The organism is Archangium lansingense, from assembly GCF_026626635.1.
In the GTDB taxonomy this organism is placed as follows: domain Bacteria; phylum Myxococcota; class Myxococcia; order Myxococcales; family Myxococcaceae; genus Archangium; species Archangium lansingense.
Window position 1 is genome coordinate 6,855,382 of sequence record NZ_JAPNKA010000001.1, and the last position, 12,676, is coordinate 6,868,057.

The following is a 12,676-nucleotide window of genomic DNA, read 5'->3' on the forward strand; positions in this document are numbered from 1 at the left end:
GACTTACCCGACCCCTTACGTCCGGGCCCTCCTCCTCTTCTCTCTGGTAGCGTCCACTGTTTCCAGAGGGAGGTGGGATGCTCGACGAAATCGGCGGACAGGCATGGGGGGAGGTGCCGCGCCTCACTCCCGGCACAGAGGTGGCTGGCTTCACCGTAGAGGGGACGATCGCCTCCGGCAGCTTCGGCACCGTGTACCGGGCGAGACGGAGTGGGCGGCTCTACGCCATCAAGCTGGTGCGCATTGACCCACGCGGTGACCGGGAGGCTGCCGCGCTGCGCCTGGTGCGGCACCCCAACGTGGTGTCCTTCCACGGGTATGGCTTCTGGCCAGAGGACGAGCCGCGCTTCCTCGTCCTGGCCCTGGAACTCGTCGAGGGTCGCACGCTCGACGTCTGGGCGGCAGAAGAGAATCCCTCCGCGCTCGAGCTGGTGATGCGGTTGTTGTTGCCCTTCGCGCTCACCCTGGCGGACGTGCATGCCTCGGGCGTGGTGCACCGGGACATCAAGGAAGCCAACATCGTCGTTCGCGAGGCGGACGGGCAACCGGTACTCGTGGACTTCGGCGCGGCGGGCCTCAAGGAGGGCGCGCTACGCCTCACCATGCGGCTGCCGCCGGGCACCGCGGAGTACCGCAGCCCAGAGGCGTTGCGCTTCGCCCGGGAGTGGGAGGGCGAGCCCTACCCCTTCGCTCCGGGGGACGACCTGTGGGCGACGGGCGTCGTCATCTACATCCTGTTGACGCGCGCGCTCCCCTTCGGAGACCGGAACGGCCCGGACCTGAACCGGGCCATCCTCGAGAAGACGCCGCCGGCCCCGCATGAGCTCAACCCGCGCGTGCCCCTGGCCCTGAGCGAGTTGTGCATGGGGATGCTGGAGAAGGAGCTCGAGGCCCGCTACCCGGATGCCAAGGCGCTCGCGGAGGACCTGTTGGAGCTGTGCACCCAGGCGGACAGTTCCTGGCGTACACCCCTGTTCCCTGGAGGCGCCCCTGTGCCGCGTGCTGCCGCGCCAGCGCCGATGGCGCCCGGAAGTCGGCTCCCTGGGCGGTGGCGGGCTGCCGGGCTCGCTCTCGCCGCGGCCTTCCTGCTGTGCGTCGCCGGAGACGCCCCACTCATCGCATCCCCTCCTTCCCCCGCGACGCCCCAGGCCACTTCCGGCCAGAAAGTCGAGGCAACGGCCACGGCAGTGGACGTTGCGCACGGCGCGGCCCCCACCCCCGCGCCCGTCGCCACCGTGGCGAATAGCGAGGAGCCCTCAATGAAGAAGACGTCCAAGATGGTCCGCAACCTGGTTGTCGCCGGCTGCGTGGCCGGTTCGCCTGGCTGCGTGAGTGGTCCGCAGCCGCGCCCCCCGCCCCCTCCGGAGGACTGCCCGCCCGGAGCTGCCGCCACTCACGAGCGCTTCGTTTTGGTTTCGACGCACGGCATCAACCTCGTCCTTCCGCTTCCGCGTGTGGAAGTGGTGCCCCTCCAGGAGGGGCCCGTCACCGCGGAGATCATCGGCCGGTGGGGAGGGCTCCCGGATTTCACCATCTTCTCCGGACGAGTCGTCATCGGCGAAAAGCGTGTCTATGGCCGCTTCACCGAGGCCCGGCTCCCCTCCGGAGAGATCGTGCCCGTCTGCCTGCAGATGAAGTCGGTGGCGGATCCCGTCCTCGGCGTCGTGATGGAGCCCGGCAGCACAGCCACCCGGGCGCTCGTCATCTCTGGCGTCAGCGTCCGCGCCGTACGCCAGTTCGAGTAGGTCCGCGCTGGAGGCAACGTCCGATGCTCCCACCCCACCCACTCTCCCTGATCGTCCTGGTGCATCTTCAAGGAAGCCCCCTGGCGACGCCAGCACCCTCCCCTACCGTCTGTGCGGACAACCAGCGCGTCGAGCTGTCACTGGCGCCCACGGTTGCGGTGCCGGAGGTCTGCGTCAGCCCGGGGCTCCTGTCGGGCTTCACCTTCGACGCGCCTGCCGTCGTAGAACTCCAGGATGAGGTGCGCTTTGCGGAGGTGATGCGCGGCAGGAGCGGCATCAGCTTCGTGCCGCCTCCGGACATGGTGCCTGGGGAGCATCTCCGTCTCACGGCGCGCTGGGGAGAAGGCTCTTTCGAGCAGAGTGTCACCTTCTCCCTGGTGGCGCACTCGGGACGGGCGACGCATCAGGTGGAGGTGTACCGCGACAAGCGCTCCCGAGAGTCCATTCAGCACGAGCTCGCCCAAGAGCGCGCGAAGAATCAGCAGCTCCACGAAGAGAACGAGCGAATCCGCGAGGAATACCAGCAGTTGCGTACCCGACTTGAGCGGGCGGGCAGACTCCAGGGGTTGTATGCGAGCGGAGCGCTGGGAGAGGATGGAGTCAAAGCCACGCCACTCGCGGTTCCGATGGGACAGCAGCCAGGAGTCGGCGCCCTCCTCATGACGAGAGGCGTCAGCTACCGTTCCGAGAAGACGGTTGCGGTGGAGTTCTTGCTGATGAACGCCGGCACCGACTCCTGGTTGGCGACAGGGGCATCCATTGAAACCGCCACGGGAGAGCGGCTGGAGGGCGTGACGCTCTGGCAGGAGGAGGCCATTGCACCGGCAGGGTCTCGGCGGGTTTTCGTGGAGGCCGAAGCTGGCCCCGGCATGCCACGAGGGGACGTCACGGTGCGCCTGTGGGATGAGAGCGGGCGCACCATCTCCATTCCCAAGGTGACGTTCCCGTAGAGCGCGGCTGCAGACGAAGGCCCCTCCCTCCGAAGTTGGGGAGTTGGGCCTTCTCTCGAATAGAGTCCGCTCCATCTCCGCGACATGGAGGCGACAATGGAAGCGAAGAAGGTTCGTCTGACCAAGGACAAGGAGACGTACCTCGCCACGCTGTACGGCAAGGCGATGGACGCCGCGGTCGAGAATCCGATCCTCGGCGACCACTTCGCCGCGGACGCCGTCGCGCGCATCGACTACGACTTCACGGAGTTGAAAATGGAGGGCGGGGGCGAGATCACCCTGCCGATGCGGGCCCTGCACTTCGACCAGTGGACGCGGGCGTTCCTCGCCGCGAACCCCGAGTCGACGGTCCTGCACCTCGGCTGCGGCCTCGACACCCGCGTGTACCGAATCAACCCGGGGCCAACGGTCCGCTGGTTCGACGTCGACTTTCCAGACGTCATCGCCCTGCGCGAGCAGCTCTATCCGGAGCGCGAGGGCTATCGCCGGATTGCCACCTCGGTGACCGAGCTCTCCTGGCTCGATGCGATCCCTGGAGATACGCCGGTGCTCGTCATCGCCGAGGGCCTGATGATGTACCTGCACGAGAAGGACGGGACGGCGTTGCTCCGGCGGATCACCGAGCAGTTCCCGAGCGGGCAGCTCGCGTTCGACGGCTACAGCCGAACGATGATCCGCTTGATCTCCCGCCTCACGTCAGCGCGCGGCATGAAGGTCTCGCTCGTCTGGGGAGTCGGTGATCCGCACGATCTCGAGAAGCAGGTTCCGAAGCTTCGCCTCGTCGAGAGCGTCGAGTTCCTGACGATGCCCGACCTGGTCCGCCGGCTGTCCAAGAACTGGTTCTCCGGGGTGATGCAGGGGGTCATGGGCCGGCTGCCGTTCTATCGGAACCTGATCCGTCACCTGCGCTACGAGTTTTGACGGAGCTCGGGGCTCTCAGAGCCGTCTCGTCACCATCCGGTCCCATGCCCGATCCGAGAGGACGCGGTTGAGCGTCAGCAGCATCTTGCCGAGGTAGCCCACGACGTAGCGGACCTTCGGCGACGGCGAGTCGATGGCCTCCCGGATCGCCTCCGCGACCACCAACGGCTCCGACGCCTTGCTCTCGCCGCTGAAGGCCTGGTCGGCTCGCTTCGCCATCGCCTCCGCCATGATCGCGTAGGCGCCGTGTCCGGAGACGTCGCGCAGCTCCTGGGCGGTGCCCTTCTCGAACTCCGTCTTGATGATGCCTGGCTGGATCAGCACCACGCGGACGCCGAACCGCCCAACCTCCTGGCGGAGCGAGTCGGAGAACGCCTCCAGCGCGTGCTTCGACGCGTAGTACCAGGCGCCCAGCGGGAGCGCGATCTCTCCGCCGATCGACGAGACATTGATGATGGTGCCCGACCCCAGCGTGCGCATCGACGGCAGGACGAGCTGGACCAACCGGGCCAGGCCGAAGAGGTTGACCTCGAACAGGTGGCGCGCCTTGTCGAGCGGCGTGTCCTCGATGGAGCCGTGCAGCCCAACCCCCGCGTTGTTCACGAGGACGTCGATCCGTCCCTGCGCGTCGAGAATGGTGCGCACCACGCGCTCCACGTCCGCATCGCGCGAGACGTCCATCGCAATCGGGTGACCGCCAGCCGCACGGAGACTGTCCATCCGCTCCACGCGTCGCGCAGCGCCGTACACGATATGGCCGGCACGCACCAACTCCAGCGCAGCGGCCAGGCCGATTCCAGACGAGGCACCCGTGACGAGACAGACCTTTCTTTCAGCCATGTGCAGCTCCTCTTGCTCTCGCGTGGCTCAGCGGCGCTCAGGCTGCTCGCCGTAGATCCACGCGCGGTACGGCGGGATGAGCTTCTCGAAGACGGTGATCAGCTCCGCGGCTGCGGTGGCCAGGGCCTTCGAATTCGGTGTCGTCGCTGGCTCGCAGGCAGTCCTGATGACATGCGCGAGCGCCTCGGCTTTCGCGTGCACGTCCAGGCCCGCGTCAGTCGGATCCAGCGACTGGAGCAGGTAGAAGCCGGAGTGCACCGCCTTCAGGACGTACGTCAGGTTCGGCACGTCGCGCCTCAGCAGCCCGTGCTCCGTCAGCAGCGCGAAGAACCGCTCGGTCGCGAGCAGATCGGCGCTGCGCAGCGGACTCGCCTGCAAGCCGCTCCGCAGGGGCGCCAGGTCTCCGGTGACGAGGGACCGCAGCACCGGCCGGGCGCTCACGATCAGGAACGACTCCGACAGCAGACGGTGAGGCAACACCGCGCGTGGATCGCGGCGAAGCTGGTCGAGCAGCCCCTCCACGTAGGCGATCGCCTCGCGTAGGAAGAGGGCCTCGAAGAGTTCCTGCTTGCTCCGCCAGTGCAGGTACACCGTGCCTTTGCCGATGCCCGCCTCGCGCGAGATGTCATCGACCGTCACCTTCCGGTAGCCGTGACGCACGAGGAGGGTCGCCGCGGCATCCAGGATCTGATCGGCACGAAGCGCGGGCGGTGGGGAGCGATCCGGCAAGCGTTACCTCTCCTGACTCCGTGACCAGATTTGAAAATTGGTCACACGGTCACAAGCTAACGCCCAGCGCTGTTGCGGTCAATGCGCACCGGGTACTCCCCAGCTCAGCGACTCTCAGGAAGACCGAGCGCTCTCACGGCCGCAGCTCGGCCTGACCCAAGATGCGCTGGAAGTAGCGAGCGAGGAAGTCCGCAAAGGCCCGCACCTTGAGAGGCGTGAGTTGCCGGTGCGGGTAGACCAAATAGATGTGGCGATGGGTCACCGGATGCTCGGTGAGGAGCGACACCAGAGCACCCGAGCGCAGCTCCTCCAGCACCAGGTAGCGCGGGAGGTTGGCGATCCCCCGTCCCAGGAGGGCCGCCTGCCGCAAGACGAGATTGTTGTTGGCGATGAAGCGGCCCTGGACCTTCACGCTCCGAGTGCCCTCGGGCCCTTGGAACTGCCACTCCCTCACCACGCGGCCGGGCTTGAAGAGGAGGCACTCGTGGTCGGCCAGCTCCTCTGGAGTGAGAGGCCTGCCCGCACGCTGGAGATAGAAGGGGCTCGCGCACAGGACACGCTCCTCGGCCGCGAGGCGCCGAGCCACCAGCGTGCTGTCCTTCAAGGTGCCGGCGATCCGCACCGCCGCGTCGAAGCCCTCCTCCACGAGGTCCACCACCCGATCGCTCGCCTCGAGCTCCACCTGCACCTCGGGGAAGGCCTCCTGGAACGCCGCCGCCGCGGTCCCGACATGGACCTCGCCGAGCACCGCGGGTACGGAGATGCGCAGGGTTCCCCTCGGGCGCTCATCCAGGGCCGCCATCGCGAGCCGGGCATCCTCCAGCTCCCCGAGCACCCGCTGGCAGCGCTGGTAGAAGATGCTGCCCGCCTCCGTGAGGCTCAGGTGGTGAGTCGTCCTCCGGAGCAGCCGAGTTCCGAGCTGTGCCTCCAACTGGGCCACCTGTTTGCTCACCGCGGAAGGGGTCAGCCCCAACCGCCGCGCCGCCGCCGAGAACCCCTTGTCATCGACGGCTCGCACGAACGCGACCAAGGGCATCAGCCCCTCGAGCAGCACCGGACCTTGCTTTTTCCGTTCAGGCACAAGCGTCGTTCCTCAGGGCCACGTTCTCAACCACCCGGACAAAGCGCAAGTAGAGGCGTGAGGGCTCCGCTCTGGAGCCCCGGTGCGGAGGACTCCTCTGCACCACACCGGAAAGACGCCATGAAGACCTCAACACCTCCAGAAGAAGTATCGCTCCCCTTCCTCGGCCTCACCCACGCGACTGCGGGTCACTTCCTGCTGCGGCTCGCCCTCGGCATCAACATCCTCGGACATGGCCTGGTCCGGATCGGCAACCCCGGAGCCTTCGCCGACGCACTCGTGCAGCTCTTCGCCAACACCTGGATTCCCTCTCCGCTGGTGCGCCTCTTCGCGCTCCTGCTGCCCTTCATCGAGACCGTCCTCGGCGTGCTGCTCACCCTCGGGCTGCTGACGCGCACCGCGCTCTTCGCCGGGGGCCTCCTCATGGTGGCCCTCATCTTCGGCACCACCCTGCGAAGCGATTGGGAGACGGTGGGGCTTCAGATGATCTACGCGGCCCTCTACTCCGCGCTCATGGCCACGGCTCACTTCAACCGCCTCTCTGTCGATGCCTGGTGGGCCAAGAACCGGAGCCACCCTGTCTCGGACTCCGCGCAGCGCCCGGCTTCGGTCTCGTGAAGCACACGACCTCGGGGTCACGCCGCGCTGCGTGCGGTCCCCTGCCCACCTCCATCCCCGGTACCCCACACAGCGGCTTTATATGCCTTGACAGGCATATGCCTCGAAAAGCATATAAAGGTCATGCTGAGCGCGTTCGAAGTCGTGGCGGAGCCGAACCGCCGCCGGATCCTGGATCTCCTCCGTGAGGGACGCCGTCCCGTGGGGGAGCTGGTGGACCGGCTCGGGCTGACCCAGCCCACCGTGTCCAAGCACCTGCGCGTGCTCAAGGATGCGCGACTGGTCGACGTGGAGCAGGACGCCCAGCGGCGGCTGTACCGCCTGCGTCCGGAGCCTCTCGTGGAGCTGGACTCGTGGCTCGCGCCGTACCGCGAGCTGTGGTCCCGACGGCTCGACGCGCTGGAGCGCCACCTGGACACCATGGCGGATGACGCGCCCGCCCCCACTCGCCGGAGCCCGGCCCCGAGGAGGAAACAATGAAGCACGGAACGCTGACGACGAAAGGCAACAAGGTAGAGCTCCGGTTCGAGCGGCGCCTCAACCATCCGCCCGAGAAGGTCTGGCGCGCACTCACGGACAACAAGGAGCTGGCCCACTGGTTCCCCGCGCGCATCGAGGGCAACCGCCAGGCCGGCGCCGAGCTGCGCTTCTTCTTCGCGGAAGGCGACCCCACCACCGGGAAGATCTCCGTGTTCGATCCGCCGCGCGTCCTCGAGTACACGTGGGAGGGAGACCTGCTGCGGTGGGAGTTGAGGCCCGAGGGCACGGGCTGCCTGCTGGTCTTCACCAACATCCCGGGTGACCGTGCGAACGTCGCCCGCGACGCCACGGGCTGGCACATCTGCCTCGACAACCTGGAGGCCTCGATCGACGGGAATCCCGCCGCCGGATTCGACAAGGAGCGCTTCTCCACGCTCAACGCGGAGTACGCCGCGCGCTTCGGCCTGGGCGCCTTCCCCGCCTTCATGACGGGCCCGGCGAACCGTGTCGCGGCCACCTCGCTGAACATCCCCGGCGTCGAGGCCTACGCGTTCGACGGCGCCGATGGGACCCAGCTCACCCTCTTCCACGCGAAGAGCGACGCGACCACCGGCGAACAGTGGCGGGACTCCGACGAGTACCTCGTGGTCCTGGAAGGCAGCTACGTGGTGACCATCAATGGCATGGACATCCACCTCGGCGCCGGGCGGGAGTTCGTCATCCCCATGGGCGCGCGCACCTCGGGACGGTTCACCGCGGGCACGCGGACGATTCACGCTTACAAGGGCAAGCGGCTCGAGCGGGCGAGCGCGTGATGAAGGAGTTGGCGTCTCTGGCCCGCCTCGATGGCATGGCGCAGGCGGAGCTGTGTGCTCGGGGTGAGGTCTCGGCGGATGAGCTGCTCGACGCGTGCCTGGCGCGCATCGATGCGTTGAACCCGCTGCTGCGTGCGGTCGTTACGATCGCTCGTGAGCAGCCTCGTCCGGCGAGCCCGGGGCCATTCTCCGGGGTGCCCTTCCTGGTGAAGGACGCCACGCCGTGGCCAGGTCTGCGTTGGTCGCTCGGCTCGCGGCTGTTCGCGGCCAACATCGCCCAGCAGCAGACGCCGTACGGCAGGAGGCTCGAGGAGTCGGGGCTCGTGTGCGTCGGCAAGAGCGCGATGTCGGAGTTCGGGCTGCTCGGCAGCACCGAGACGCTGCTCGAGGGCGCGACGCACAACCCGTGGGACCTCGCCAGCTCGCCCACGGGCTCATCCGGAGGCAGCGCGGTTGCGGTCGCCGCGGGGCTCGTCCCGCTCGCGCACGCCAATGATGGCGGCGGGTCCATCCGCAACCCCGCGTCGGCATGCGGTCTCTTCGGCTTCAAGCCGAGCCGTGGCCGCACGGTGCCGGCGAGCTTCGCCAGCTCGGACTTCGGGGACATGACGAGCGACCACTGCATCAGCCGCTCGGTGCGAGACAGCGCGCTGTTCCTGTCGATCACCGAGGATCGTTCGAGTGGTACGCCCGTCGGTTTCGTGCGCGAGCCGATCGCTCGCAAGCTGCGCATCGCGACCTGGACGCGGACGATGCTGGGCGCGGAGCCGGAACCCCCGGTGCGCCGTGCCTACGATGAGGCGGTGGCGTTGCTCACCGAGCTGGGTCACCAGGTCGAGCCGATTGTGCCGCCCCCCTTCGATGGTCCCGCGCTGAGCGACGCGTTCTTTCTCGTCACGGGTGCGGCCATCGCGGGCGTCGTCGAGATGATGGATCAGACGCGCGACGTGCCCGTGCAAAGCGACGAGCTCGAGCCGTTCACCTGGGCGCTGATCGAGACCTTCCTCGCGCGCGGTCCCGATGCGCTGCCGTACGCGCGCGCCGTCTTCGCGCAGGCGGTGCACGCCTACCACGAGGCGACCCGAGGGTACGACGTGGTGCTCACGCCGACGCTCGCCACCGAACCGTGGCGCATCGGGCACCTCTCTCCGGTTCTCGGACGAGAAGAATTGATCCGCCGTACGGGGCGCGCCGTCGGCTACACGCCGATCCACAACATCGCGGGGTGCCCGGGAATGTCCGTGCCCCTCCACTTCCCGGAGAAAGGTCTGCCCATCGGCACCCACTTCGCCGCGGCCCCCGGCGCCGACGCGCTGCTCTTGGGTCTCGCGTACCAGCTCGAAGAGGCGCGCCCGTGGAAGGATCGTTGGAGCCCCTACTCGATTCCTGCCCTCTTCTGATCCAACGGCCCCTGTATAGTGGTCCCTTCCAAAAGGAGGGGACCATGCGGAGCGTGGCGCGTGTGGCGGTACTGGTGTGCGCGTTGGCGGCGGGTGGCGCTGGGGCCGAGGACTGGGAGCAGGTGTCCAATGGGGACATCGCCATCAAGGCCCGGCCCTACACGGCCGTGACGGGAGGGCGGGAGGTATGGGCCGAGGGGGTGCTTCCGGTGAGCCTCCAGGATGTCCAGGCGGCGCTGACGGATCACGACAGCTTCCGGCACTTCATGCCGTACGTGACGGAGTCGCGGCTGCTGTCGCGGGGCGAGGATGGCACGCGGCTGACGTACACGCGGCTGGACTTCCCCATCATCTCGGATCGCGACTACGTGCTCCGGGTGCTGGACGAGCCGGTGCTGGGCGCGGACGGCAAGCAGGTGGCGTTCCATCAGAAGTGGACGCCGGCCTCCAGTGAGTTGCCGGAGCGCGCGGGCGTGGTGCGGCTGCGTCACAACCAGGGAAGCTGGTACTTCACCCCGCGCGCCGAGGGCGGGGTGCACTTCGTCTACCGCTTCATCGTGGAGCCGGGCGGCTCCATCCCGGGTTTCCTGGCGGGTGTGGGCCAGAAGGACGCCGTGGAGGCCACGGTGCGCGGGGTGGAGAAACGCGCACTCAAGCTGGCCGCGGACCGGGCGCCGGCGAAGTAGGCCCGCGAGAGGCGTGACCTACCGCGCCGCCGAGTACGCCCCCTCCAGTGAGAGCAGGGTGACGTTGCCGCCCTCCAGCGGCGCATCGAGGCGGTAGCCGGTGTCGAGCACGAGCCGGATGGCTCCGCCCTTCCCGGTGCTGCCCTCGGTCAGCTCGAGCCGGAACCTGTGTCCGGGCTCGTGGTTCACGGTGCACGTGCCGGAGAGCGTGGCGGTGTTCCCCGACAGGCCGAAGGCCTGCAGCTGCGCGCTGTGCAGCGTCAGCCCGAGGTCGTGGTCCTGGAAGGTGAAGTGACCCACCGGCTGGAAGGTCCCCGGTATCATCATCACTCCCACGCCGAAGGTGGCCTTCTTCCGCGCGAGCTTCGCCCAGCCACCGCCCATCACCATCCCGGGGGAGTTCACCACCGTGAAGGTGCGCGTGAAGGTGGTGGCGTTGCCCAGTCCGTCCTTGGCGGAGACGACCAGGGTGTGCTCCCCGGGCATCAACCCGGAGACCTCCTCACCGGAGGAGACCGGCGCGCCGTCGAGCGTGGCCGTCAGCTCCGCAACGCCGCTCCACACGTCCTCGGCGCTGAACTCGATGCGCTGCGTGCCGTAGGGGTAGACCTCTGGCTGGGGCGACAGGACTGAGATCGCCGGAGCATCCGCATCCACCCGCACCAGCGCCGAGAACTCCTCTCCGAAGTCCCCACCGCGCGCATCCGCCTTCGTCATCGTCAGCCGGAGGGGGTACAGGCCGCTCGCCGAGGGTGACACGAGCGGAACGTCGAACGTCTTGGTGTCCCCCGGGTGCAGGATGTCCGCCTCGTCGATGGAGATACTCTCGGGTGCGGAGAGCTCCGTCTGTCCCTCCAGGACGCGCAGCTGCCACACGGTGTAGGGCGCGTAGACGCCGTTCACCTGGCGGTGGCCCCAGTTCCACGTCATGCCCTCGTTCTGGAACGTCACCGACGCGTTGAGCACCTGGTTCGGTCCAACAAGGGTCGGCACCTTGCCCGCCACGAGCTTCGAGGCAAGGCGCGGCTTGGGGGTAATGCCGAAGTAGCGGCAGACGCCCTCGTACATGCCCCAGGCCGACGTCGCCTGGAAGATGGGATCCTGGAGGAAGAGGTTGTCCGGGTACCACTTCCAGCTGTCGTGGAAGGCCAGCTCGATGAGCGCCGCCGGCATCTGCGCCTCGCGAATCTCACCGAGGTTGGAGGTCTTCACCCCGCGGTCGTTCCACCGCGAATAGCCGCCGTAGTCGAAGGGGCTGGGATAGGGCGCGTAATAGGGCCATTCGGGGACGCCCAGCGCCGGGTACGGGTTCACGTAGGCCTGGCGGCCGTAGCTGTCGTCGAAGTACTCGCGAATGGACTTCACCGCCCCGTCGTTCAGCGCGGCGGCGAAGCGCTTCGAGCTCTCCTGCAGGTGCGGGTACTTCGCCGTGTACCAGTAGGTCTCCGTGCCCCGTGCCGCGCCCTCTCCGAAGGCGTTGGTGTGGAGGCTGATGGAGAGGTCCGCCCCGACATAGTTCGCGTAGTACGGACGCGCCCGGATGTCCTTGTCGCTCTGGGCGCTCAGGCTCGGCTCATCCCAGACCCAGCGCGGGACCCCGTTCTCCTCGAGGTAGTACTTCGCGGCGACCTGCTTCTTCGGCAGGGGGAAGGCCGTGTTCGGGTAGCCGAAATGATCGTGGTCGTAGAGGCCCGCGTCGTCGGAGAGCTCGCGCGTGAGGAACACCTGCGCGCCGGACGACTCCAGGTACTCCTTCATGAAGCGCATCACGTGGACGGTGATGTCGTCCTCGTAGATGGAGCCCCACTGGAAGCCACGGTTCCAGAAGTACTCGTCGCTCGGGGTATAGGTGCTGCCCGTCCAGCCAGCGGGAATCCCCGTCTTGGCGTTCGGGCCAGTGAGCGTGCGCTGCGCACGCACCCAGCGCCGGGTGGTGTTGTTCCAGTAGCTCCCGTGGCTCGGGTGCAAGGCGATCTTCTTGCCCTGGAGCTCCAGCGAGAGTGCGTCCACGGGCGGCTGCGCGGCGGCGAGGCTGCGCGCCTGGGCGGCGGGGGGCTCCGAGGAGGCTGGCAGGTACGTCCAGAGCGGCTTGCCGTCGACGAGGATCTCGACCTCGCGAATCTCGGAGAAGAAGTCCAGGCCCGCGACCAGCTCACGCGTCATCTCGTCAGCCTGTTCGTCACCGAGCCCCTGCGCGACAGCGTCGGGGCTGAGCTCCACCACCGCACGCTCGTCTTGCAGCTGCACGCTCAGCACCCGCGTGCCGGAAGGGAACGCGGACCTCTCCGCGACGATGCGCTCGAGGTTGCGCTGCGGATCCACCTGCGCGAGCGCTGGCGCTGCAACCAACAAGACCGACAACCCACCCAACCCGTACATCGCCTGCCGAATGCGCGTCTTCATGAAGTGCT

12 protein-coding genes are annotated in these 12,676 nt (G+C 67.9%); 8 read left to right on the forward strand and 4 right to left on the reverse strand.

Going from position 1 to position 12,676, the window contains the following annotated elements:
• Positions 1-77 precede the first annotated feature (77 nt).
• The 3 genes from OV287_RS27800 (at position 78) to OV287_RS27810 (ending at position 3,616) form a co-directional block, all read left to right on the forward strand.
• Entirely contained in the window at positions 78-1,745 is a 1,668-nt protein-coding gene (locus tag OV287_RS27800) for a serine/threonine protein kinase (protein WP_267537074.1), read from the forward strand.
• Positions 1,746-1,768: 23 nt separating this feature from the next.
• Positions 1,769-2,695: a DUF2381 family protein gene (locus OV287_RS27805; protein ID WP_267537075.1), complete on the forward strand. Its 927-nt coding sequence runs from the start codon at positions 1,769-1,771 to the stop codon at positions 2,693-2,695.
• A 96-nt stretch (positions 2,696-2,791) separates the two neighbouring features.
• Positions 2,792-3,616 (forward strand): class I SAM-dependent methyltransferase, encoded by an 825-nt coding sequence (locus OV287_RS27810; protein ID WP_267537076.1) that lies wholly within the window; start codon positions 2,792-2,794, stop codon positions 3,614-3,616.
• A gap of 15 nt (positions 3,617-3,631) precedes the next feature.
• Here OV287_RS27810 and OV287_RS27815 read toward each other — a convergent pair whose 3' ends face one another.
• The 3 genes from OV287_RS27815 to OV287_RS27825 form a co-directional block, all read right to left on the reverse strand.
• A complete protein-coding gene (locus OV287_RS27815) occupies positions 3,632-4,456 on the reverse strand; it encodes an oxidoreductase (RefSeq protein ID WP_267537077.1) in 825 nt (274 codons plus the stop codon).
• Between the two features lie 27 nt (positions 4,457-4,483).
• Positions 4,484-5,185, reverse strand: a complete 702-nt coding sequence (locus tag OV287_RS27820) for a TetR/AcrR family transcriptional regulator (RefSeq protein ID WP_267537078.1) — start codon at positions 5,183-5,185, stop codon at positions 4,484-4,486.
• Positions 5,186-5,318: 133 nt separating this feature from the next.
• Entirely contained in the window at positions 5,319-6,266 is a 948-nt protein-coding gene (locus tag OV287_RS27825) for a LysR family transcriptional regulator (protein ID WP_267537079.1), read from the reverse strand.
• Between the two features lie 120 nt (positions 6,267-6,386).
• On the opposite strand from OV287_RS27825, the gene OV287_RS27830 reads away from it, so the two are divergent.
• The 5 genes from OV287_RS27830 to OV287_RS27850 all read left to right on the forward strand — a co-directional run bounded on the left by OV287_RS27830 (position 6,387) and on the right by OV287_RS27850 (position 10,265).
• Positions 6,387-6,884 (forward strand): DoxX family membrane protein, encoded by a 498-nt coding sequence (locus tag OV287_RS27830; protein ID WP_267537080.1) that lies wholly within the window; start codon positions 6,387-6,389, stop codon positions 6,882-6,884.
• Positions 6,885-7,007: 123 nt separating this feature from the next.
• On the forward strand, positions 7,008-7,364 hold the full coding sequence (locus OV287_RS27835) for an ArsR/SmtB family transcription factor (protein WP_267537081.1): 357 nt from the start codon (positions 7,008-7,010) through the stop codon (positions 7,362-7,364).
• Positions 7,361-8,179: an SRPBCC domain-containing protein gene (locus OV287_RS27840; RefSeq protein WP_267537082.1), complete on the forward strand. Its 819-nt coding sequence runs from the start codon at positions 7,361-7,363 to the stop codon at positions 8,177-8,179. Before OV287_RS27835 ends, OV287_RS27840 begins: the two co-directional genes overlap by 4 nt.
• Positions 8,179-9,579, forward strand: a complete 1,401-nt coding sequence (locus OV287_RS27845) for an amidase (protein ID WP_267537083.1) — start codon at positions 8,179-8,181, stop codon at positions 9,577-9,579. The genes OV287_RS27840 and OV287_RS27845 overlap by 1 nt, the downstream gene beginning before the upstream one ends.
• 44 nt (positions 9,580-9,623) lie before the next feature.
• Entirely contained in the window at positions 9,624-10,265 is a 642-nt protein-coding gene (locus OV287_RS27850; protein ID WP_267537084.1) for an SRPBCC family protein, read from the forward strand.
• Positions 10,266-10,283: 18 nt separating this feature from the next.
• Here the strand turns inward: OV287_RS27850 and OV287_RS27855 are convergent, their stop codons facing one another.
• The gene (locus OV287_RS27855; RefSeq protein WP_267537085.1) at positions 10,284-12,668 is read right to left on the reverse strand and encodes an N-acetylmuramoyl-L-alanine amidase; all 2,385 of its coding nucleotides are present in this window, start codon (positions 12,666-12,668) and stop codon (positions 10,284-10,286) included.
• Between the last annotated feature and the right edge of the window lie 8 nt (positions 12,669-12,676).